Annotated in this window: 16 protein-coding genes; 6 read left to right on the forward strand and 10 right to left on the reverse strand. The window is 67.1% G+C overall.

The genetic code is table 11. The features are described 5' to 3' along the window. Positions 1-112 precede the first annotated feature (112 nt). From QW887_RS23340 to QW887_RS23355, 4 genes are all read right to left on the reverse strand, one after another. The gene (locus QW887_RS23340) at positions 113-2,326 is read right to left on the reverse strand and encodes a 3-hydroxyacyl-CoA dehydrogenase NAD-binding domain-containing protein (RefSeq protein ID WP_315717933.1); all 2,214 of its coding nucleotides are present in this window, start codon (positions 2,324-2,326) and stop codon (positions 113-115) included. 168 nt (positions 2,327-2,494) lie between these two features. Then, entirely contained in the window at positions 2,495-3,703 is a 1,209-nt protein-coding gene (locus QW887_RS23345; RefSeq protein ID WP_315717934.1) for an acetyl-CoA C-acetyltransferase, read from the reverse strand. 83 nt (positions 3,704-3,786) lie between these two features. Then, a complete protein-coding gene (locus QW887_RS23350) occupies positions 3,787-5,577 on the reverse strand; it encodes an acyl-CoA dehydrogenase C-terminal domain-containing protein (RefSeq protein WP_315717935.1) in 1,791 nt (596 codons plus the stop codon). Positions 5,578-5,706: 129 nt separating this feature from the next. Beyond that, positions 5,707-6,105 (reverse strand): nuclear transport factor 2 family protein, encoded by a 399-nt coding sequence (locus tag QW887_RS23355; protein ID WP_315717936.1) that lies wholly within the window; start codon positions 6,103-6,105, stop codon positions 5,707-5,709. Between the two features lie 137 nt (positions 6,106-6,242). Between QW887_RS23355 and QW887_RS23360 the strand changes: the two genes are divergently transcribed. The 5 genes from QW887_RS23360 (at position 6,243) to QW887_RS23380 (ending at position 13,392) form a co-directional block, all read left to right on the forward strand. Then, on the forward strand, positions 6,243-6,830 hold the full coding sequence (locus QW887_RS23360) for a PadR family transcriptional regulator (protein WP_315717938.1): 588 nt from the start codon (positions 6,243-6,245) through the stop codon (positions 6,828-6,830). A gap of 188 nt (positions 6,831-7,018) precedes the next feature. Next, the gene (locus tag QW887_RS23365; RefSeq protein ID WP_315717939.1) at positions 7,019-10,540 is read left to right on the forward strand and encodes a hypothetical protein; all 3,522 of its coding nucleotides are present in this window, start codon (positions 7,019-7,021) and stop codon (positions 10,538-10,540) included. Between the two features lie 156 nt (positions 10,541-10,696). Beyond that, positions 10,697-11,530: a hypothetical protein gene (locus QW887_RS23370; RefSeq protein ID WP_315717940.1), complete on the forward strand. Its 834-nt coding sequence runs from the start codon at positions 10,697-10,699 to the stop codon at positions 11,528-11,530. 159 nt (positions 11,531-11,689) lie between these two features. Then, complete coding sequence (locus QW887_RS23375; RefSeq protein WP_315717941.1) at positions 11,690-12,616, forward strand: sulfite exporter TauE/SafE family protein; 927 nt, start codon at positions 11,690-11,692, stop codon at positions 12,614-12,616. Further along, complete coding sequence (locus tag QW887_RS23380; RefSeq protein WP_315717942.1) at positions 12,613-13,392, forward strand: TIGR02186 family protein; 780 nt, start codon at positions 12,613-12,615, stop codon at positions 13,390-13,392. Before QW887_RS23375 ends, QW887_RS23380 begins: the two co-directional genes overlap by 4 nt. 11 nt (positions 13,393-13,403) lie before the next feature. Here QW887_RS23380 and QW887_RS23385 read toward each other — a convergent pair whose 3' ends face one another. Together QW887_RS23385 and QW887_RS23390 are read right to left on the reverse strand one after the other, a co-directional pair. Then, on the reverse strand, positions 13,404-14,183 hold the full coding sequence (locus QW887_RS23385; protein ID WP_316175640.1) for an MBL fold metallo-hydrolase: 780 nt from the start codon (positions 14,181-14,183) through the stop codon (positions 13,404-13,406). Beyond that, positions 14,180-15,100, reverse strand: coding sequence for a DMT family transporter (locus QW887_RS23390; protein ID WP_315717944.1), 921 nt, complete (start codon positions 15,098-15,100; stop codon positions 14,180-14,182). The genes QW887_RS23385 and QW887_RS23390 overlap by 4 nt, the downstream gene beginning before the upstream one ends. 97 nt (positions 15,101-15,197) lie before the next feature. On the opposite strand from QW887_RS23390, the gene QW887_RS23395 reads away from it, so the two are divergent. Continuing rightward, complete coding sequence (locus tag QW887_RS23395) at positions 15,198-16,064, forward strand: LysR family transcriptional regulator (protein ID WP_315717945.1); 867 nt, start codon at positions 15,198-15,200, stop codon at positions 16,062-16,064. A 246-nt stretch (positions 16,065-16,310) separates the two neighbouring features. Here the strand turns inward: QW887_RS23395 and pdeM are convergent, their stop codons facing one another. The 4 genes from pdeM to QW887_RS23415 all read right to left on the reverse strand — a co-directional run bounded on the left by pdeM (position 16,311) and on the right by QW887_RS23415 (position 22,276). After that, positions 16,311-16,964 (reverse strand): ligase-associated DNA damage response endonuclease PdeM, encoded by a 654-nt coding sequence (pdeM, locus tag QW887_RS23400; protein WP_315769738.1) that lies wholly within the window; start codon positions 16,962-16,964, stop codon positions 16,311-16,313. Between the two features lie 49 nt (positions 16,965-17,013). Then, on the reverse strand, positions 17,014-19,719 hold the full coding sequence (locus QW887_RS23405) for a ligase-associated DNA damage response DEXH box helicase (RefSeq protein WP_315717963.1): 2,706 nt from the start codon (positions 19,717-19,719) through the stop codon (positions 17,014-17,016). A 292-nt stretch (positions 19,720-20,011) separates the two neighbouring features. Next, complete coding sequence (locus QW887_RS23410; RefSeq protein WP_316165587.1) at positions 20,012-21,241, reverse strand: ABC transporter substrate-binding protein; 1,230 nt, start codon at positions 21,239-21,241, stop codon at positions 20,012-20,014. Between the two features lie 108 nt (positions 21,242-21,349). Beyond that, entirely contained in the window at positions 21,350-22,276 is a 927-nt protein-coding gene (locus QW887_RS23415) for a class I SAM-dependent DNA methyltransferase (RefSeq protein WP_316195056.1), read from the reverse strand. Between the last annotated feature and the right edge of the window lie 43 nt (positions 22,277-22,319).

The raw sequence follows: 22,319 nt of genomic DNA on the forward strand, positions 1-22,319 counted from the left end.
GGGGGTAGCCACAAGCGCTGGTGCCTGTGGCTACCCCCCTCCCTAACCCTCCCCCACAAGGGGGGAGGGAATGGACAGCAAGCGCGGCTCGCTTCCGCCTAGCATTCCGGTCTCAAGCCGCCGCCTTCTTCGGCGGGAAGCGGCCGTAGAAGGTTTCGCCCTTGGCGGCCATCTCCTCCAAGAGCTTCGGCGGGGCGAAGCGCGAGCCGTACTTCGCCGTGAACTTGTGGCACAGCTCGACGAACTTCTTCGTCCCCATGAAGTCGATGTAGGACAGCGTGCCGCCGGTGAACGGCGCGAAGCCGAACCCTAAGATCGAGCCGACATCGGCCTCGCGCACGTCGGTGATGACGTGGTCCTCGACGGTGCGCGCGGCTTCCACCGCCTGCACCACCAGGAAGCGCTGCTTCAGCTCCTCGACATCGAGCGTGTCGGGATCGAGATGCTTCGGCTGCAACGACGGCAGCTCCGGCCACAGGCTCTTCTGGCCCTTGCCCTTCTCGGGATAGTCGTAGAAGCCCTTGGCGTTCTTGCGGCCGAAGCGGCCCTGCTTCTCGACCAGCTCGACCATCAGCTTCTTGTGGTCCTGGTTGATCGCGTTGGGGCCGAGATCATGCTCGGTCGCCTTCATGATCTTGAGGCCGAGATCGAGCGCGACTTCGTCCGACAGCGACAGCGGGCCGACCGGCATGCCGGCCATCTTGGCGGCGTTCTCGATCATCGCCGGCGGCACGCCTTCGAGGAACATCTCGTTGCCTTCCGCGATGTAGCGCATCACGCAGCGATTGGCGAAGAAGCCGCGGGAGTCGTTGACCACGATCGGCGTCTTGCCGATGGCGCGGACGTAGTCGAGCGCGGTCGCCAGCGCGACGTCGCCGGTGTTCTTGCCCATGATGATCTCGACCAGCATCATCTTCTCGACCGGCGAGAAGAAGTGGATGCCGATGAAGCGGCCCTGGTCCTTGAACTCCTCGGCCAGCGAGGTGATCGGCAGGGTCGAGGTGTTCGACGCGAAGATCGCGCCGTCCTTCAGATAGGCCTGCGCCTTGGCGTAGGTCTCGGCCTTGACCTTGCGGTCCTCGAACACGGCCTCGATGACGAGATCGCATTCCTTCAGCGCCGCGTAGTCCGCGGTCGCAGTGATGCGGCCCATGATCGCCTCGGCCTCGCCCGGCTTGGCGCGGCCCTTCTTGACCAGGCCGTCGATCACGCTCTGCGCATGCGCCTTGCCCTTGTCGGCGCTCTCCTGATCGCGGTCGATCAGCACGACCTCGAGGCCGCCGCGGGCCGAGACGTAGCCGACGCTGGCGCCCATGAAGCCGGCGCCGATCACGGCGATCTTCTTGATCTTGGTCGCCGGCACGTCCGCCGGGCGGCGCGCACCCTTGTTGAGCTCCTGCATCGACAGGAACAGGCTGCGGATCATCGCCGCCGCTTCCTTCGAGCGCAGGATCTTGGTGAAGTAGCGCGATTCGACGCGCAGCGCGGCATCGATCGGCAGCTGCAGGCCTTCATAGACGCAGCTCATGATCGCGCGCGCGGCCGGGTAGTTGTCGTAGGTCTCGCGGCGATAGATGGCGTTGCCGGCCGGGAACATCATCATGCCGTTCTTCGAGAACACCGGGCCGCCGGGCAGCTTGAAGCCCTTCTCGTCCCACGGTGCGACGGCCTTGCCACCGCCCTTGATCCAATCCTTCGCGGCCTTGATGAGGTCGGCCGCCGGCACGATCGCATCGACCAGCTTCATGGCCTTGGCCTTGTCGAGCGTCAGCGCCTCGCCCTTCAACAGCAGGTTCATCGCGTCCTGCGGCTGCACGATGCGCGGCACGCGCTGGGTGCCGCCGGCGCCCGGGAACAGGCCGACCTTGATCTCGGGCAGGCCGAGCCGGGTCTTCGGATTCTCGGCCGCGACACGGTAGTGGCACGACAGGGTGATCTCGAAGCCGCCGCCGAGCGCAAGACCGTTGATCGCAGCGACCCACGGCTTGCCGGAGGTTTCCATCGCCCGGTTGATGAGCGAGAACCGCCGGCTGGTGTCGAACAGCATCTGGTTGGCGGCTTCCTCGCCCTTGCTCTTCAGCACGTCCAGATAGATGCGGTTCATGCCCTCGAGCATCGACAGATCGGCGCCGGCGCAGAACGCCTCCTTTGCCGAGGTGATGACGACGCCCTTGATGGCGGCGTCCGCAGTGGTCTCCTTGACGAGGGCCTCGAGCTCGTTGGTCGAGGTCTCGTCGAGCACGTTCATCGAACGGCCCGGAATGTCCCAGGTGATCAGCGCAATGCCGTCGGCATCGGTTTCGAGCTTGAAGTTCTTGTAGGCCATGTGGTGCTCCCAGATTTGGCAGGGGCGCGTCTGTGCTGCGTCAGCCCCGATGTTTCGTCTCCCCTCCCCCTTGCGGGGAGGGGTCGGGGGTGGGGGTCCTCACGGGCAGTGGAGCGCGTGGCACCCCCCTCCCCGACCCTCCCCCGCAAGGGGGGAGGGAGCGCACCGTCACACCCGCTCGATGATGGTCGCGGTGCCCATGCCGCCGCCGATGCACAGCGTCACCAGCGCGGTCGCCTTGCCGGTGCGCTCGAGCTCGTCGAGCACGGTGCCGAGGATCATCGCGCCGGTGGCGCCGAGCGGATGGCCGAGCGCGATCGCGCCGCCATTGACGTTGATCTTGTCCTTGTCGATCTCGAACGCCTGCATGTAGCGCAGCACAACCGAGGCGAACGCCTCGTTGAGCTCGAACAGATCGATGTCGGATTTCTTCATGCCCGAGCGCTCGAACAGCTTCTCGGTCACGTCGACCGGGCCCGTCAGCATCATCGCGGGCTCCGAGCCGATATTGGCGAAGGCGCGGATTTTCGCGCGCGGCTTCATGCCGTACTTCGCGCCTGCCTCCTTGCTGCCGAGCAGCACCGCACCGGCGCCGTCGACGATGCCCGAGGAGTTGCCGGCGTGATGCACGTAGTTGACGCGCTCGATCTCCGGATGCGACTGGATCGCCACCGCGTCGAAGCCGCCCATCTGCGCCATCTGCACGAACGACGGCTGCAACTGCGCCAGCGACTGCATCGTCGTCGAGGGACGCATGTGCTCGTCCTTGGCGAGGATGGTCAGGCCGTTGATGTCCTTGACCGGCACCACCGACTTGTCGAAGCGGCCTTCCTCCCAGGACTTCGCCGCGCGCTGCTGGCTCTGCACCGCATAGGCGTCGACGTCGTCGCGCGAGAAGCCGTATTTGGTCGCGATCAGGTCCGCCGAGACGCCCTGCGGCATGAAGTAGGACGGCACCGCCATCGACGGATCCATCGGCCAGGCGCCGCCGGACGCACCGATGCCGACGCGGCTCATCGATTCCGCACCACCACCGATGACCAGCTCATGCTGGCCGCTCATGATCTGCGCCGCGGCGAAGTTCACGGCGTCGAGGCCGGAGGCGCAGAAGCGGCTGATCTGAATGCCCGGAACGGCATCGCCGAGACCCGCATTCAGCGCGGCGAAGCGCGCGATGTCGGAGCCGGCCTCGCCGACCGGATCGACCACGCCGAGCACGACGTCGTCGACCGCGTCCTCGGGGATGTTGTTGCGGTCCTTCAGCGCCTTCAAAGGCACGGTGGCGAGCGCGAGCGCGGTCACCTCATGCAGGCTGCCGTCGGCCTTGCCGCGGCCGCGGGGAGTCCGTACGTGGTCGTAGATAAAGGCCTCAGGCATCACGCCCTCCTCATCTGGTCAGATTTGTTGTTCGCATTGACGACGGAGCCCGCGCGCGGCGCGCACCGGCTGTCGTCTGATCCTCAGAAGGCTTCCGCCGGCAGTTCCATCACGGTCGCACAACCGGCCTGGAGGCGGGCGAGATGCGCCGCCGTTTCGGGCAGCACGCGCTCCATGAAGAAGCGACCCGTCACCAGCTTGGTGGTGAGATAGGTCGAGCCGTCGCCGGCCGCAATCTTGTCCTGCGCCACCTTCGCCATCTTCGCCCACATGTAGCCGAAGGTGACCAGCGCAAAGAGATGCATGTAGTCGGTCGCGGCGGCGCCGGCATTGTCCGGCTTGGTCATCGCGTTCTGCATCAGCCACGTGGTGGCCTGCTGCAGATGGCCGAGCGCGGTCGACAACGGGGCTACGAACGGCTTCATCGCATCGTTGCCGCCCTGCTCCTTGGCGAACGAGCCGACCTCGTTGAAGAAGGCCATCACGGCGCGGCCGCCGTCGCGCGGCAGCTTGCGGCCGACGAGATCCAGCGCCTGGATGCCGTTGGCGCCTTCGTAGATCATGGCGATGCGCGCATCGCGCACGAACTGCTCCATGCCCCACTCGGCGATGTAGCCGTGGCCGCCATACATCTGCTGCGCCTGGACCGCGTTGGCGAAGCCCATGTCGGTCATGTAGCCCTTCATGACCGGGGTCATCAGGCCCATGTGGTCGTCGGCGGCCTGGCGGTCCTTCGGGTCCTGCGAGCGGTGCGCGACGTCGCTCTTCAGCGAGGTCCACACCACCATGGCGCGCGCGGCCTCGTTGAAGGCGCGGATCGACAGCAGGGTCCGGCGCACGTCGGGATGCACGATGATCGGATCGGCGGCCTTGTCGGGCGCCTTGGGCCCAGTCAGCGAGCGGCCCTGGATGCGCTCGCGCGCATAGGCGACCGCGTTCTGATAGGCCACCTCGGACTGCGCGAGACCCTGCACGGCGACGCCGAGCCGGGCCTCGTTCATCATCACGAACATGCCCTGCATGCCCTTGTTCTCTTCGCCGATCAGCCAGCCGGTGGCGTTGTCGTAGTTCATCACACAGGTCGAATTGCCGTGGATGCCCATCTTGTGCTCGATCGAGCCACAGGTGACGCCGTTGCGCGCACCCACCGTGCCGTCGGGATTGACCATGAACTTGGGCACCACGAACAGCGACACGCCCTTGATGCCGGCCGGCGCGCCCTCGATGCGGGCGAGCACGAGGTGGATGATGTTGGGAGCCAAGTCATGCTCGCCGGCCGAGATGAAGATCTTGGTGCCGGAAATCCTGAAGCTGCCGTCGGCCTGGCGCACCGCCTTGGTGCGGAGCAGGCCGAGGTCGGTGCCGCAATGCGGCTCGGTGAGGTTCATGGTGCCGGTCCACTCGCCGGCGACCATCTTCGGCACGTAGGTCTTCTTCTGCTCCTCGCTGCCATGCACGATGAGTGCGGCGGTGGCGCCCATGGTGAGGCCGCCATACATCGAGAACGCCATGTTGGCGGAGCACTGGAATTCGTTGACGGTCTGGCTGAGCGTCACCGGCAGGCCCTGCCCGCCATATTCGGTTGGCGCCGACAGGCCGAGCCAGCCGCCCTCGACGATCTGCTTGTAGGCGTCCTTGAAGCCTTTCGGCGTGGTCACGCTGCCGTCGTCATGGCGCTTGCAGCCTTCGAGATCACCCACGCGATTCAGCGGATGCAGCACCTCTTCGGCGAGCTTGGCGGCTTCGCCGAGGATCGCCTCGCGGACATCCGCCGAAGCATCGGAGAATCCCGGCAGATTGTCGTAGCGGTCGATCTGGAACACGTCGTTGAGCAGGAAGGTGACATCTTCCACGGGGGCTTTGTAGATCGGCATTGGCGTCTCCGGCAGGAAGGCTGAAGTTTCAGACGGGGAATTCCACGGACGCGGCAGGCAATGCAGGCCGCGGACTGTAGCGATTTCTCAAGGCTTGCGGCAGCCGTTAGTTTGCGACTGTCGGTCGCGTCACGACGGCTTGCTCATGGCGGCGAGCTGTTCGCCCATCAGGCGGTGCAGCAAATTGATCGCCTTGAGCGGGCGCACCATGACCTTGAAATGTGTGATCAGACCGGCGTCGTCGAAGCTGATGATGTCGACGCCGTTGAGCTTGATCCCTTCGATCTCGTTCTCGAATTCGAGCACGGCGCCCGTGGCGTTACGCCACTCCCCGACATACTTGAATCCGGGACCGCCTAAGACTTTCTCAGCACTCGCGAGATATTTGAAGGTAATGTCGCGGCCGCGTTGCGGCGTGTGCACGACGGGACTTTCGAACACGGCGTCGGGATGCAGCAGCTCCCGCAAAGCGCCGAGATCGTGAGACCTCATGTAGCCGTACCATCCATCGAGGCCGGTCATTGTCATTGGGCGTCTCCTCGGGGCGGAACAGGCCAGCACCACAACCACCCCATATGCACATTGACGCATATGCGCCAGTGTGCATAATGTCAAGCGTGGAGCGGGGCAGAACACGATCAGAAAAACGGGAGCAGTTTCCGGCCATGGCCCTCGGCGACGCCATCCTCGCCTGCCTCACCGAACATCCGATGACGGGCTACGAGCTCGCCAAGACGTTCGACTCCTCGATCGGCTTCTTCTGGAAGACGGACCACCAGCAGATCTACCGCGAGCTGTCGCGGCTGCGCGACCGCGGCTACATCCAGGGGCGCGAGGTGGTGCAGACCGGCAAGCCCAACAAGCTGGTCTACACATTGACCGCGGAGGGCCGCGCGGCGTTTCGCAGCTGGGCGGCGCGGCCGAGCACGCCGGCCTCGACGAAGGACGATCTTCTCGTCCGGCTCTATGCACTGGGCGCCGCCGACATCGGGCCGATCCGGGCCGACCTGATGGCGCGGCTCGAGCATCATCGCGACCGCGCCGAGCGTTACGATCGCATCCTCAAGAAGCATTATGCGGACGGCAACGTGGCCCCGGCCGATATGGGCAAGCTCCTCAACCTGCGTCTCGGCCTGCGCCACGAACGCATGGTGGCGGAATGGTGCGAGGAAGCGATCACCGCGCTGTCGACGATATCCGGCGCGAGCAGCGTGCGACCGCTCGACCCATCATCACGTGAAAATGCCGGCTGATACCCGCCGTTTGATAGGGCAAAACTTCTGGCCGCGCCGGCGGTAAACTTAACGCGTTATTTACCGTAAAAGTCAAAAGTCGGGACCTGGAGCAGACGATCTGCGCGGACCCGTTCATGTTCATGTCCGGGACGCGTGGGGAGGCTGGAGGCGCTTGGTGGAGCGCTGGAAGCGGAACCGGACGAGACATGAATTCGCGCGTACCGTGGAGTAATGAAGGCATCGACCCGTCCGTCCGCGAGAGGGCCGAGGCCGCGGCGCAACGCGCCGGAATGACGCTGAACGACTGGATCAACTCCACGCTCGGCGCATCGACCCCGCCCGATTTCCGCGGCAGCCCCGCGCCACGCAGCACGCCGACCGTCAGCCGCGATGCCCGCGAGGTGACCGACATCCATCAGCGGCTCGACTCCATCGCACGGCAGATCGAGCAAATGTCGCGCCCCGTCGCGCGCAAGGATGGGCCACGCGACGAGCAGGGCGTCGCGCGTCAGCTGAACGACGCGATCTCGCGGCTCGACGCCCGCCTGTCGCAGATCTCGACGCCGCTGCGCAAGCCGGACACCGAGGACCGCTATCGTGGTCCTGACGGCGTCGAGCGCGCCGCTGCGCAGCTCTACCGGCCCGCCCAGCCGCTCAGCGCGGGTTCGTTCGACGTGGCCGTGGCCGAGATCAGCGCCCGCCAGAGCGAGCTCGACAATGCGCGCCCGCTGCCGCCGCACCAGGCACCGCCGACCGCGCCTGCCATGGCATCCGCAGCAGCGCCGCTGATGACTCCGATCAGCGCGCCGCTGACGCCGCCGCAACCGGCAGCCCCCACTCCCGATTTCTCGCTGCTCGAACGCCATCTGCTGAAGATCACGAGCCAGATCGAGGCGCTGCATCGCCCCGACGACGGCATCGAGCAGTCGATCGCCGGCTTCCGCAACGAGCTCTCCGAAATTCGTCACGCCATCACCGAGGCGATGCCGCGCCGGGCGATCGAGTCGATCGAGAACGAGATTCGCTCGCTGTCGCGCCGTATCGACGAGAACCGCAACACCGGCGTCGACGGCCACGCACTGGCCGGGATCGAGCGCGCGCTGACCGACATCCGCGAGGTCGTCGGCTCGCTGAAGCCTGCCGAGCAGCTCGCCGTCTATGACGAGGCGATCCGCAATCTCGGCGCCAAGCTCGACCTGATCCTGCGCGCCAATGACGACCCTGGCACCGTGCAGCAGCTCGAAAGCGCCATCGCGGCGCTGCGTGCGATCGTCGCCAATGTCGCCTCCAACGACGCGCTGGAACGACTGTCGGACGATCTCCGCCAGCTGTCGTCGAAGGTCGACCAGGTCACACAGGCGCGCGACAATCACGACTCGTTCCACGAGTCGTTTGCGGCGCTCGAACAGCGCATTGCCGCGCTGACCTCGACCCTGGAAAGCCGCGAGCCGCCGGCGGCCGCGCCCGACCACACTGCCCAGATCGAGGACGCGCTGCGCGGCCTGTCCGACCGCATCGACCGCCTGCAGGTCGGCAACGACGGCTCATCGGCGATCACCCATCTCGAACAGCGGATCAGCTATCTGCTGGAGCGGCTCGAGGCCGCCAACGACCCGCGCGGCGGCAACATGACCCGCGTCGAGGACGGCCTGCAGGACATCCTGCGCTATCTCGAACGGCAGCAGGCGACCTTCGCAGCGCTGGCGGAGAGCCGGTCGCAGCGCGAAACGTCGCAGGACGGCGGCCTGATCGACATGGTCAAGCGCGAGCTGTCCGACATCCGCTTCAGCCAGACCGAGACCGACCGCAACACCCAGGACTCGCTCGAGGCCGTCCACAACACGCTGGGGCACGTCGTCGACCGCCTCGCCATGATCGAAGGCGACCTGCGCAATGTGCGCGCCACCGCGAGCCCGCCGGCCGCGCTGCCGCCGCTGGCACCGCCAATCGAGTCGCCGATGCCGGCCGCACGCGCGCCGGCGCCCCAGGCCTTTGCCGAGCCGGCCAGGCCAGAGCCCGCCTACCGGCCTGAGCTGCCCAATCCGGCGGCCGAGCAGCCAGCGGGACAGATTGTCGCTCCGGCCGCGGGTCAACAGGCGTTCGCGGCCGCCTCGCGCGACTTCCACGCCGCGCAGGCGACGGCGGCCACCATGCCGCCGCCGATTCCGCCGAAGGCGATCGCCGACATCCTCGAGCCGCACACAGCACAGGCGCCCCGCCCGACCGTCATCGTCCCCGAGCTGCCGCCGGATCATCCGCTCGAACCCGGCACCCGTCCGCCTGGCCGGACCGCATCGCCCGCCGAGCGGATCGCCGCGTCCGAGGATGCGCTGAGCGAGCTTCCCGCCGGCAAGCGGGAGCCGGTGTCGACGTCGAGCTTCATCGCGGCTGCGCGCCGCGCGGCGCAGGCCGCGGCGGCTGCACAGCCCGTGGACGCCAAGAAGGCGAAGAAGGACAAGCCGAAGGAGAAGGCCAAGGAACCGCCGAAAGACCTCCCCAAGGACGTCGCCAGCGACGCTGTCAAGCCCAAGGCCAAACCCAAGGACAAGCCGACGTTCGCTCTCACCGCCGAGGGTGACGAGGAAGTCTCGACCATTGGGTCGAAGATCCGCTCGCTCCTGGTCGGGGCCAGCGTCGTCGTGATCGTGCTCGGCACTTTCAAATTCGCGATGTCGCTGCTCGACAGCGGCAGCACGCCGCCACCGATCTCGCCGATGGAAACCCAGGGCGAGGCGCCGCGCGCGCAGATGCCGTCGGCCTCGCCGAGCCTGTCGCCGCGGCCGACGACGCCCGACCAGAGCGTGCCGTCGTTGACGTCGCCGACGCCGATCGACCGTCAGTCCTACAATCGGGCCATGCCGAGCGAAGCGGAGACGATCGCAATGCTCGCGATCCCGCAGGACGTCGAAAAGCCAGCCACATTACCTGCTGCCGTCCCCACTGATATCACCGGCACGATCCCAACCGCTGCCAACGGCCAGAAGCTCGGCTTGGTGCAGGTGCCCGCCTCCGAGAAGCTGCCCGATGCCATCGGCGGACTGGCGCTGCGCAATGCCGCCCTGAAGGGTGATCCGACCGCCGCCTACGAAGTCGGCGTGCGCTTTGCCGAGGGCAAGGGCGTCGCGGCGAACTATGAGGAAGCCGCGAAGTGGTATGACCGCGCCGCGCAGGCGGGGCTGATCCCGGCGGTCTTCCGTCTCGGCACCTTCTACGAGAAGGGTCTCGGCGTGAAGAAGGACGCCGACATCGCCCGCCGCTACTACGTGGTCGCCGCCGAGCGCGGCAACGCCAAGGCGATGCACAATCTCGCCGTGCTGGACGCCGACGGCGGCGGCAAGGGCGCGAACTACAAGAGCGCCTCGCAATGGTTCCGCAAGGCCGCCGAGCGCGGCGTCGCCGATAGCCAGTTCAACCTCGGCATCCTCTATGCCCGTGGCATCGGCGTCGAACAGAACCTCGCCGAATCCTACAAATGGTTCACCCTGGCCGCAGCGCAGGGTGACGTCGACGCGGGGCGCAAGCGCGACGATGTCGCCAAGCGGCTCGATGTCCAGTCGCTCGCCGCGGCCAAGCTCGCGATCCAGACCTTCACGGTCGAACCGCAGCCCGACGACGCCGTGAACGTGCCGGCGCCCGTCGGCGGCTGGGATGGCACGCAGGCGATCGCCAAGGCAGCCGCGGCCAAGGCGGCGCTGGCGAAGCGCGCGGCTGCGACGGCGCCGCGCTGACACGGGCATAGCGCCCCTCTTTCGACATGGACGAGCGTCCGCGCACAGCCTGAAAAATCCTCCCGGCTTGCGATCGCGCCGCCATAGTGTCGCGCGGTCGATCGATATAGGTTGTCGCGGCGGATCATCACGAGCGCCGCGAGGGAGCATCGACGGGTGTCAGCGGGGAACGACCAACAGGACGGCGCGCGCTTCCTGCAGTCGCCGACGGGCCCCCGCGTGCCGCCGCGGACTACGGCGAACGTCGCCGCTGCTCCGCCTCCTCGCCAACGAATGCAGCAAGTGACCGACGGCTATCCTGCGGCGTTCCGATGGCGCCGGCTGGCTTCCGTCATCTTCTTCGTTGCAATCGTGCTCGGCGGAGGCATTCGCGCCTACCGCGACCTGTCGCGACCCGACGCCTGGTCGTTCTGGAAGGATCAGTACATCTCGCCGAGTCTGTCGGCGGCGCTGGTCGCCGACCCCGCGCTTGCCGGGCTGGGCGGCAGGCGCACCGTGCTCGCCGTCAGCGGCCCCATCGGGCCAGCGGCGGCCGGCTGGCTGCGCGAGCGGATCAGCGAGGCCCGTCTCAAGCCGGGCGACGTGATCCTGCTGTCCTCGCCCGGCGGCAACCTCGACCAGGGGGTGCTGATGGGCGAGATCATCCGCGCCCATGGACTCGCTACCGCCGTCGGCGTGGCCGACAATGCCGGCCGCATCCGTCCGGGCTTCTGCGCCAGCGCCTGCGTGTTCGCCTTTGCCGGCGGGCAGACCCGCTACGGCCTCGATGGTTCGGCGCTCGGCGTGCACCGCTTCACGTCGGAGGCCCGTGGCGCCGACGCGGTCGCCGACACCCAGCGCGTCACCGGCGCCATCCTCGGCTACATGACGCGCATGGGCGTATCGTCGCAGGTCATCGAGGCGATGTCGCAGACCCGCGACATCCGCTGGCTCGATCCGGGCGATGCCGAGGCCATGAGGCTGGTGACCGCGCCGCTCAAGGCCCTTTGACGGAGCGCCCAGACCCCCACGTTCGGCGTCGGTGGATGTGACGTCGACTTCGGGCGGGAATGACTGATCCCTTCGCTGCCATTTTCGGTTATGCAGGAGCTTGGCATCCTGCGTCGCATGCGCGGGATGCTCGCTCGAAGGATCGCAGAGGCCGCGCGGATGCAGATTTATCTTCCGATCGCCGACATCCCGGTCAACATCTTCCTGTTGCTGGCGATGGGCGCGGCCGTCGGCTTCGTCTCCGGCATGTTCGGCATCGGCGGCGGGTTCCTGATGACGCCGCTCCTGATCTTCGTCGGCATCACCCCCGCGGTCGCGGTCGCCTCGGTCTCCAGCCACATCGCCGCCTCCTCGTTCTCCGGGGCGCTGTCCTATTGGCGACGGCGCGCCATCGATCCCTCGCTGGCCGCGGTGTTGATGATCGGCGGCGCGCTCGGCACCGGACTCGGCGTCGCCACCTTCACCCTGTTGCGGTCGCTCGGCCAGCTCGACCTGATGATCGCGCTGTCCTATGTCGTCCTGCTGACGAGCGTCGGCGGCACGATGTTCTGGGAGGGTCTGCGGGCGATGATGCGCGCGCGCCAGGGCGCGGTCGCGACCGTGCGGCGTCCGGGCAGCCATGTCTGGATCCATGGCCTGCCGCTGAAGATGCGCTTCAAGCGCTCGAAGATCTATGTCTCCGTCATTCCGGTGATCGCCATCGGCCTCATCATCGGCTTCCTCGGCGCCGTGATGGGCATCGGCGGCGGCTTCATTCTGGTGCCCCTGCTGATCTACCTGCTGCGCGTGCCGACCTCGACCGTCATCGGCACCTCGATGGTCCTGACGCTCGCGACCATGATGATCGCGACCATGCTGCACGCGATGAGCAATCATCTGGTCGACGCCGTGCTGGCGCTGATCCTGATGGTCGGCGGCGTCACCGGCGCGCAGTTCGGGGCCCGCGCCGGCCAGATGATCCGCGGCGAGCAGCTGCGGCTGCTGCTCGGCCTGCTGATCCTCGCCGTCGGCATCCGGTTCGCGATCGAGCTCGTGATCAAGCCCGACGACCTGTTCACGATCCGCGAGACCGAGATCAGCAGATGACGCCGCTCCGCCTCGCCAGCCTCACCTTCATGCTGCTGCTTGCCGGCGCCGCATCGGCGCGCGCCGAGCGGCTGATCGTCTCGGTCTCCAACCATCGCGTGACGGTGACGCCGAACTATTCCGGGGAGGAGCTGGTGCTGTTCGGCTCGGTCGAGAAGGACACCCAGACCCCGCCGGGTCGCACCGCCTATGACCTCGTCGTCACCGTCCGGGGCCCGCGGGCCGACATGGTGACGCGGCGCAAGGAGCGCAAGTTCGGCATCTGGATCAACACCGACTCGCGCCAGTTCCTCAAGGTGCCCGGCTATCTGGCGCTGTTCGCCAACCGCCAGTTCGACGCGATGGCCGCGCCCGAGGTGCTGCGCCGGCAGCAGCTCGGACTCAACAACGTGCTGCTGACCCAGCGCGTCGGTCCCGACTATGCCGACGTGGTCCCGAACGACGCGTTCCGCAGCGCCTTCGTGCGGCTGCAATCGCAGCACGGCCTGTACCGCGAGGATACGTCCGCGGTGACCTTCCTCACGCCGACGCTGTTCCGCACCGGCATTCCGCTCCCCGCTGCGGTGCCGATCGGCACCTACGAGGTCGAGATCAAGCTGCTCGCCGACGGCGCGCTGGTCACCAAGACGGAGACCGCGTTCGAGATCGTCAAGGTCGGCTTCGAGCAGTTCGTCGCGAACTCGGCGCGGCAGAGCGGCTTCGTCTACGGCCTCGTCACCGCCGCGATGGCGCTGATGACGGGATGGATGGCGTCGATCGTGTTCCGTCGGGATTGATCTTTTTCTCATCAGGGGGAGGAGCTGGGTGGCGAGGCGATCACCGTCCGCACACCGGGCTCCAGAAGCTTCAGCCGCGCACCGAACCCGAGCGCATCGAAGGTCTTGCGCAGGTCCTGCGCGCTCTGGCGGAAATGCGCCCAGCCATCCGTGTGAACCGGAACGATGGCGGCCTCGGCAAACACGCGCGCGGTCTCGATCGTGTCGTTGGTGTCCATGGTGAGGTGGAACGGCCCGCGTGTCTGCGCCGCTCCGGCAAAGGGCATCACGACACCAGGCTTGAAACGCCGCGCCACCTCCGCCACGCCGTCATAGAACACCGTGTCGCCACTGACATAGACGGGCGCGCCGTGCTGCGGGATCAGGACGAAGCCGATCACATCGCCCGCGAGCGGCTCGATGCCGGCGGGACCATGGCGCGCCGGCGTCGCCGCGACCGTGAATGTCCTGCCGCCTTTGCTGAGCTGCGTCGTCTGCCACGGCGCCAATCCTTCCGCCAGCGCACCGAGCCTGCTTGCGCCGACTTCCGTCGTGAGCACGCGCGGTGCGCGTCTCAAGAAGGCGCGGCCGCCATGGTCGAGATTGTCGGAGTGCTGATCATGGCTCAGCAGCACCGCATCGACCTCCCCGATCGCCTCAGCGGTCATCGCTGGTCCAGTGAGCTTCTCCAGTACGACATGCGGCAATTCATAGCGGCCGGGAGCATCGAATGTGGGATCGGTCAGCAGGCGGAAGCCATCGATTTCGATAAGGGCGGTCGGGCCGCCGATCAGGGTGATCGCAACACTCATGACGATGCTCCAATGGTACGGGCCGGCGCCCGCGTGACCAGATAGATCCCGAGCGCGACGGGAACGACGCCGAGCAGGTCCTGCAGCGCCACGTGCTCGCCGAGCACCAGGAAGGCGAAGATCATCGCGAGCGGCGGCATCACGAAATGATAGGCGCTGGCCGCGGTCGCGCCGCATACTTTCAAGAGATGGAACCAGAGCACATAGGCCAGGATCGAGCCACCGAGCACGAGGAAGGCGAACGCGCCGATCAATTGCGCATTCGGCACGATCTCGCCCACGTGCGACACGCCGAGCGCGACCGGCCATAACACCAGCCCGGCTGAGAGGTTCTGGATGCCGTTGCCGACCCACAGGCTGCCCTGCGGGGCGAGCTGCTTGAACAGAATGGTGCCGGTCACGATCGAGGCCAGCGCCGCCAGCGTATAGAGAATGCCTTCGAGCTGGTCGGTGCCGACGGACATACGGTGCCAGACGATCATGGCGACGCCGATGGTGCCAAGCGCGAGGCCTGAGATTTTGCGCAGGGTCAGCGGCTCGCCCAGCAGCAGCGCCGCGAACACCGCGGTGAACACCGGATTGGCCGAGACGATCAGGCCGCCGAGCCCCGCCGACACGGTCTGCAGCCCGGTGTAGCCGAGACCGAGATACAGCGCGTTGTTGGCGATGCCGATGATCGCGAACACGGCCGCATCGCGCCAGCTCATGCGCAGCTCGCCCCGGACCGCCGGCACCACAAGAATGAGGACACCAGCGAGCGAGAACCGCGCCGCGAGCAGCAGCAGCGGCGGACAATAAGTCACCCCGATCTTGCCGGCAACGAAGGCAAAGCTCCACAACAGGCAGAACAGGCCGATTTCGAGCGGCAGCAGGTTGGACTTCTCGGGGCTCACGGCAACGGAGGATACGGACGACATCGGAGGTCTCCTTCGCCGCCGGTGTAGGGCTGTTCTTTCCCATTTGGAAATTAAATGATAGACTGACACTCAGTGGTTTTCCGAATGGAGGTCCCGCGTGCTCGATCTGGACCTGTTGCGCAGCTTCGTCTCGGTGGTCGAGGCCGGCGGCTTCACCCGCGCGGGCGAGCGCGTCCACCGCACGCAGTCGACGATCAGCCAGCAGATTCGCCGGCTGGAGGACGACCTCGGCCAGACGCTGCTCAACCGCGACGGCCGCGAGGTCACGCCGACCGAGGCCGGCGAACGGCTGTTGTCCTATGCCCGCCGCCTGCTCGCGCTCGCCGAGGAGGCCCGCGACGTCGTGGCGCGGCCCGGACCCGACGGCGCGGTGAAGCTCGGCATCCCCGAGGATTTCGCGGCCTACCGGCTCGCCAAGCTGCTCGCCGCGTTCTCGCGCGCCCACCCCGATCTGCGGCTCGACGTGCGCGCCGACCAGAGCCTCAACCTCAAGCGCGACATCGAGCGCGGCGATCTCGATCTTGCGCTGCTCAAGCGCGGTGCCGACGACGCACACGCAGCGATCGCGGCATGGCCGGAGCAGGTCTATTGGGTGACCAGCAAGAGCCATCCGGTCAACCTCGAGGCCCGCTCGCTGCCGCTGATCGGCTTCCCGCTCGGCTGCATCTATCGCACCCGCGCGATCCATGCGCTGGAGAGCGAGGGACGCGCCTGGCACATGGCCTACACCTCGTCGAGCCTCGCCGGCATCCAGGCCGCGGTCGCCGCCGGCATGGGGCTGAGCATCCTGTCCGAGATGTCGGTGCAGTCGGAGCACCGCGTGCTGACCGCCCGCGAGGGCTTTGCGCCGATCGAGCGCACCGAGGTCGCGCTGGTCGCCTCGCCCGACGCCAGCCCGGCGACGCTGCGCCTGGCCGACCGGCTGGCCGAGTTCTGCGAGAAGGTGCAGGCGAAGGCGGCCTGACGGGCATTCGTCCGCGGCTCCGGCGACCATGACGCCACGAGGACGCTGCGTTCCCTCTCCCGCTTGCGGGGGAGGGCTAGGGAGGGGCCGTTCCGACGGCGCTGCGCTTGGCGCCCCCTCTCCAACTCTCCCCCGCAAGCGAGGGAGAGAGCACAGCGATGCGCGCGGCGGGCATGATCAGTCCAACTTCGAATGATCCGTTCGACCTCTGATCACTCATCCAACTAATGAATTTCCATCATCCAACTAATAGCACCGCGCCGCGGCGATGCTGTGCAGGCGTCTATCTCCCAGCACATGCGCGATGAAGGCGCGCTTCGGAAACAGCTTGGCGAAGGCCGCGTCGCGCACGCTCAGGCCCCCGGCATAGGCGCCGAACGCCGGCATCACGGCGCGCTCGCCATCGCAGACGAAGCAGCGCCGCTCCAGCGTGCGCGCTCGTGTCGCGACGCGCGCCTTCGGATGCAGATGGCCGGCGATCTCGCCGCGCGCGCCGGAGGGCTCGTGACGGAACGTCACCGCGCCGAGCGTGACCGCGTCGGCCAGTTCGCCGCCGATGCCGCGCGGGGCCGGATCGTGGTTGCCCGTGATCCAGACCCAGTCGCGGCCGACCTGCAGGTTGGCGATGCAGGCGCGGTCGTCGCCGGTGAGACGCGTATGCGCATCGCGATCGTGAAAGCTGTCGCCAAGCGCGATCACGACGCGCGGATTGTAGTGGGCGATCACGGCTGTGAGGCGATTGAGAGTCGCCACGGTATCGAACGGCGGCAGCAGGGTGCCGCGCGACGCGTAGCTCGAGCCCTTTTCCAGATGCAGATCGGAGACGACGAGCAGACGCTGCTCGTCCCACACCAGCGCGCCGGAGAGATCGACGCGCAGCGCGGTGCCGGCGACGTCCATCATGCCCGATGCGCAGAAAGTCCCCCGCAAGTCCGCCTCGCTTCTCGATCTACCCCATCGCTTCCTTCACGAGTTCCTCGGCAGCCTCGGCCAGGAGCTCGTCGGCGGCCTCGCCATAGACGGATTCGCGGCCGATTTCCAGCATCACCGGCACCGCCAGCGGCGAGACGCGATCGAGTTCCCGATGGGTGATTCGTCCCTCGATGCGCTGGAGCATATCACCGAGCCGCTTCAGATCGAGCAGGCCGGTGGCGGCATCGGCGCGCGCCGCGCGCAACAGCATGTGATCGGGCTGATGCCGGCGCAGGACGTCATAGACCAGATCGGTCGAGAACAGCACCTGGCGGCGCGTCTTCTCCTCGGTCGTCGACCGCCGCGCGATCAGGCCGGAGATGATGGCGCACGAGCGGAACGTGCGCTTCATCAGCGCGGATTCGGCGAGCCACGCCTCGAGATCGTCGCCAAGCATATCCGGGTCGAACAACGCGGCGAGATCGAGCCGCCCCTGTTTGACCATCAGCGACATGTCGCCGAGCCCCCACACCGCAAGCGCATATTCGTTGGCGACGAAGCCGAGCGGCCGGGCGCGCGCCCGCTCGAGCCGGCGCGTCAGCAGCATGCCGAGCGTCTGATGCGCGAGCCGGCCCTCGAACGGATAGCAGACGATGTAGTGCTTGTTGGAGCGCGGGAAGGTCTCGACCAAAAGCTCGCGCCGGGCCGGGATGCGCGACACGTCCTTCTGCAAGGACAGCCAGTCGCGCACCTGCTCCGGCAACGCGCTCCAGGCGGTGCGGTCGTCGAGCAGGCCGCGCACGCGCTCGGCGAGATAGGTCGACAGCGGAAACTTGCCGCCCATGTAGGACGGCACCTTCGGATCGGAATCATTGGCGCGCGACACATAGACCTGGTCCTCGGCCAGCGCCTCATAGCGCACGATCTCGCCGCTGAACACGAACGTATCGCCGAGGGTGAGGCCTTCGATGAACGCCTCCTCGATCTCGCCGAGCAGCCGTCCGCCGCGCGCGATCGCGCCGGTCGTGCCCTTGGCCCCGCCGCGCGAGCGCACCAGCCGCACCTTCAGCATCGCCTCCTCGACGATGGTGCCAACGTTCAGGCGATAGCTCTGCCGCACCTTGGGATTGGCGACGCGCCAGCGTCCCCTCGCATCCTGCTTGATGCGGGCAAACCGCTCATAAGTCTTCAGCGCATAGCCGCCGGTGGCGACGAAGTCGACGACATCGTCGAAATCAGCGCGCGACAGCGACGCATAGGGGGCCGCCGTGATGACCTCCACATAGAGCTCGTCGCTGAGAAACGGCTCGGCGCAAGCGCAGCCGAGCACGTGCTGCGCCAGCACGTCGAGCGCGCCAGTACGCAAAGGCGGCGTGTCCTGCGCATTGTCGGCGATGGCATCGATCGCGACCGAGCATTCCAGCACCTCGAAGCGGTTGGCCGGCACCAGCACCGCCCGCGAAGCCTCGTCGAGCCGGTGATTGGCACGGCCGATGCGCTGCATCAGCCGCGAGCAGCCCTTGGGCGCGCCGACATTGATCACGAGATCGACGTCGCCCCAATCGACGCCGAGATCGAGCGAGGAGGTGCAGACGACGCCGCGCAGCCTGCCGGCCGACATCGCATCCTCGACCTTGCGGCGCTGCGCGACGTCGAGCGAGCCGTGATGCAGGGCGATGGCGAGATTGTCGTCGTTGATGCGCCAGAACTCCTGGAACAGCATCTCGGCCTGACTGCGGGTGTTGACGAACACGAGCGTGGTCTTGTTTCGCTTGATCAGCTCGTACATCTCGGCCAGCGCATGGCGCGCGCTGTGGCCGGCCCACGGCAGCCGCTCCTGTGTATCGAGCATCTCGACCACCGGCGGCGCGGCGCCGCCGGCGACCACGACGTCGGCCGCGGCTATGCCGCCGCACGGCTGCGGCACCAGGAAGCGCGCGAGTTGCTCCGGCTCGGCGACGGTCGCCGACAGGCCGATCATGCGCATGTCCGGCGCAAGCCGCCACAGCCGCGCCAGCGCGAGCGACAAGAGATCGCCGCGCTTGGAGGTGACCAGCGCATGCAGCTCGTCGAGCACGACGCGCTTCAGCGAGGAAAACAGGAACGGCGCATCGTCGGACGACAGCAGCAGCGCCATCTGCTCCGGCGTGGTCAGCAGGATATCCGGCGGATAGCGGCGCTGCCGCTGCCGGCGGGACACCGGCGTGTCGCCGGTGCGGGTCTCGACCTTGATCGGCAGGCCCATCTCGGAGATCGGCGCCTCGAGATTGCGCGCGATGTCGACCGCGAGCGCCTTGAGCGGGGAGATGTAGAGCGTGTGCAGGCCGGCGGGTCGCGGGATGCGGTTCGCCGTCTGCTTGCTCTTTTCCGTGTTCGCGAGCTCGGCCAGTGCATTCGGCTTAGTGCCGGGTGTCACCATCGACACCGCCGCCGGAGGCCCCCCTCCCCGCCGCTCCCCCACAAGGGGGGAGGGAGCGGAGAGAGCGGATGGCTTGGCAAGAACAGAACGATGCTTCGGCGCGACGGCGGAGCCGAGCTCCACCAGGGTCGGCAGGAACCCGGCGAGCGTCTTGCCGGCGCCGGTCGGGGCGATCAGCAGCGCCGAGCGTTGCGCGCGAGCCTTCTCCAGCAGCGCCAGCTGATGCGCGCGCGGCGCCCAGCCGCGCGCCGCGAACCATTCGGTGAAATGGTCGGGCAGCGGGGCGCTGTCGTCGGGTGGGACTGGTGAGACGCGGGGCGGCACCGGGGGAAGGTAGGCAGTCACGCGCGGTTCGTCGAGGGTCGGGCGATAACACGCGACTGCCTCGACCACCTCCGCCGTCGGCCCAGCCCATGTTGGAGCGCACCGGCGCCTCAGCAAACTCCGTTGTCGTCCCTGCGAACGCAGGGACCCATAGCCACCGGCTTTTGTGGGACGATGACTTGCAGTGACGCCTCACCGATAGATTCCGCGGTATGGTTCCCTGCGTTCGCAGGGACGACACCGGAGAGTGCGGCCACAGCTCCGGTGTCATCATCCGATGGAGGGAAAATCCCTACTCCGTCATCGGCTTCTCGGAGATGCTCCAGTCCTTGCCGTCGAAGATCGAGATGTAGAGCGTCTTCATCGGCGTATAGTCGTCCGGCGTGTAGGCGTAATTGACGCCATCGAGGAAGAAGGGCGAGTGGAAGCCGGCGAGTGTCGTGGCGTGCTTGAGCACGTTCTCGCGGGTCAGCGTGTCGCCGCAGCGGCGCAGGATCTCACCCATCGACACCGCCTGGCCGTAGCCGGCATAGGCGATGGTGTTGTCGGGATCGATGTTGGGCAGGTACTTGGCGCGCAGCGCCTCGAAGCCCTTGACGTCGGGATCGTCCTTCCATTGCGGCACGCCGGCGTCCTTGGAATAGCGGATCGCGACGATGTCCTTGGCATTCTCGAGGCCGGCGGCAGACAGGATCGAACGGCCGGTCGAGCCCGCCGACAACAGCTGCAGCGGCTTCCAGCCGAGCTCGGCCACCTTGCGGATCGACTGCGACGAGGCCTTGCCCGTGCTGATGTTGTAGAACACGTCGGCGCCCGACTTCGACAGGTTGATCAGCTGCGAGTCCACCGTCGGCTCGGTGAGATCGTAGGTCTGCTCCATGATCACCTGCGCCTTGCCGCCGGCGTCGGCCAGCACCTTCTTGAACGGCCCCAGGAAGTCACGGCCGAAATCGTCGTTCTGATAGAGGATGCCGATCTTGGCTTCCGGCTTCACGCTCAGCACATGCTTGGCGAGAATGCGCGCCTCCGTCGGATACAGCGGCAGGCCGGCCATGGTCCATTTGTAGTTCTTGGGGTCGTTCCACTTCGAGGCGCCGGTGTTGAGCAGGAGCTGCGGCACGCCCTTGGAGTTGAGGTATTTGTGCACGGCGGTCTGCGGCGCGGTGCCGAGCGAGCCGTACAGCGCCAGCACCTCGTCCTGCTCGACCAGCCGCCGCGTCGCCTCGACGCATTTCGGCGCGCTATAGGCATCGTCCATCGTCAGGAACTTGACCTTGCGCCCGTTGATGCCGCCCTGCTCGTTGAGCATCTGGAAATAGGCCTCGCCGACACGGCCGAGCACGCCATACAGCGAACCGGGGCCGGAATGCGGAATGGTCTGGCCGATCTTGATCTCGGTATCGCTGGCGCCGGCATCATATTTCTTCTCGGCGGCCCAGACATGGGGCGAAGCGATCGTCGAGGCGCCGATGGTCGCAAGCGCGGTGGCGCAGAAATCGCGCCGGGTCAGATGTTTTTTCATTTTTGTCTCTCCCTAGACTGCCGACATTTTTTGGCATCGGGAGAGCTGCGGCAAGAGCGAAGTTGCCGCATTGGACGCCGCGTGCAGCGCATTCAATAGCGTCTAGACTCAAGTCCTGGCCGCGACCACGGCCAGCCCGCGCACCGGCAACTGCTCCTCGGTCCGCGGCGACGCCGGCGCGAGATGGGCCAGCTTCAATCCCGCGGCTGCGATCACGCCACGGACATATTCCGCGCCATGGGCATAGCGCAACCCCTTGCCCATGATGACACCGTCGCCGTCATGGGTCTCGACGGTCAAGGCCAGCAGTCCGCCCGGCCTCAGCACACGTTGCGCCTCGCGCAACACCGGGTCGAGGTCGCCGACATAGACCATCGCATCGGCAGCAAGAATGAGATCCGCAGACGCATCGTCCTGGCGCTGCAGCCCTGCGGTCATGTCGTCGACCTCTAGCCCGGCATAGAGCCCGGTGGCGCGCGCCTCCGCGATCATGCCGGCCGACAGGTCGATGCCGATGATGCTGTCGACGTTCTTGGCGAACGCCGCCGCGCCCAGCCCGGTGCCGCAGCCGAGATCGATCGCGCGCTTGAAGTAGGCCGGCTTGCGCTCGGCCGCGCGCACCGCGAGCACCGCCTTGAACAGGATCGCCGGCGCGCGGTAGTTGAGCCGCTCGGTCAGCTCGGCCTCGAAGCGCGGCGCATACTGATCGAACAGCGACTGCACATAGGCCTTGGGCATGTCCGACAGCGGCGCGGCGCCGAGCTGCATCAGATGCACGGCGGCGCCGTGACGATCATCCGGATCGGCGGCACAGGCGTTCTGGAAGGCGGAGATCGCCTTGTCGGTTTCGCCCAGACCGAGACGAATCTTGCCGAGCTCGAACCAGGCCGAGGCGAAGTTGGGGGCGACCTCGATGGCCTGCTCCATCACCTCGGCGGCCGCGACCAGGTCGCCCTTCAATTGCAGGTCGCGGGCGAACTCGTAGCGGCGGTCGGCGATCAGATCGCCGGAGGACAGGAACAGGCGGTGGGGCATGGGAACCATCGTCGTCAATGCGAACTTCTCATCGAGGAGATGG

Source organism: Bradyrhizobium sp. SZCCHNRI3052 (assembly GCF_032484895.1).
GTDB lineage: Bacteria > Pseudomonadota > Alphaproteobacteria > Rhizobiales > Xanthobacteraceae > Bradyrhizobium.

Bases quoted from the DNA above. Each gene is read 5' to 3' on its own strand.
- QW887_RS23340 (WP_315717933.1), bottom strand. From the start codon at position 2,326: ATGGCCTACAAGAACTTCAAGCTCGAAACCGATGCCGACGGCATTGCG.
- QW887_RS23345 (WP_315717934.1), bottom strand. From the start codon at position 3,703: ATGCCTGAGGCCTTTATCTACGACCACGTACGGACTCCCCGCGGCCGC.
- QW887_RS23350 (WP_315717935.1), bottom strand. From the start codon at position 5,577: ATGCCGATCTACAAAGCCCCCGTGGAAGATGTCACCTTCCTGCTCAAC.
- QW887_RS23355 (WP_315717936.1), bottom strand. From the start codon at position 6,105: ATGACAATGACCGGCCTCGATGGATGGTACGGCTACATGAGGTCTCAC.
- QW887_RS23360 (WP_315717938.1), top strand. From the start codon at position 6,243: ATGGCCCTCGGCGACGCCATCCTCGCCTGCCTCACCGAACATCCGATG.
- QW887_RS23365 (WP_315717939.1), top strand. From the start codon at position 7,019: ATGAATTCGCGCGTACCGTGGAGTAATGAAGGCATCGACCCGTCCGTC.
- QW887_RS23375 (WP_315717941.1), top strand. From the start codon at position 11,690: ATGCAGATTTATCTTCCGATCGCCGACATCCCGGTCAACATCTTCCTG.
- QW887_RS23380 (WP_315717942.1), top strand. From the start codon at position 12,613: ATGACGCCGCTCCGCCTCGCCAGCCTCACCTTCATGCTGCTGCTTGCC.
- QW887_RS23385 (WP_316175640.1), bottom strand. From the start codon at position 14,183: ATGAGTGTTGCGATCACCCTGATCGGCGGCCCGACCGCCCTTATCGAA.
- QW887_RS23390 (WP_315717944.1), bottom strand. From the start codon at position 15,100: ATGTCGTCCGTATCCTCCGTTGCCGTGAGCCCCGAGAAGTCCAACCTG.
- pdeM (WP_315769738.1), bottom strand. From the start codon at position 16,964: ATGGACGTCGCCGGCACCGCGCTGCGCGTCGATCTCTCCGGCGCGCTG.
- QW887_RS23410 (WP_316165587.1), bottom strand. From the start codon at position 21,241: ATGAAAAAACATCTGACCCGGCGCGATTTCTGCGCCACCGCGCTTGCG.
- QW887_RS23415 (WP_316195056.1), bottom strand. From the start codon at position 22,276: ATGCCCCACCGCCTGTTCCTGTCCTCCGGCGATCTGATCGCCGACCGC.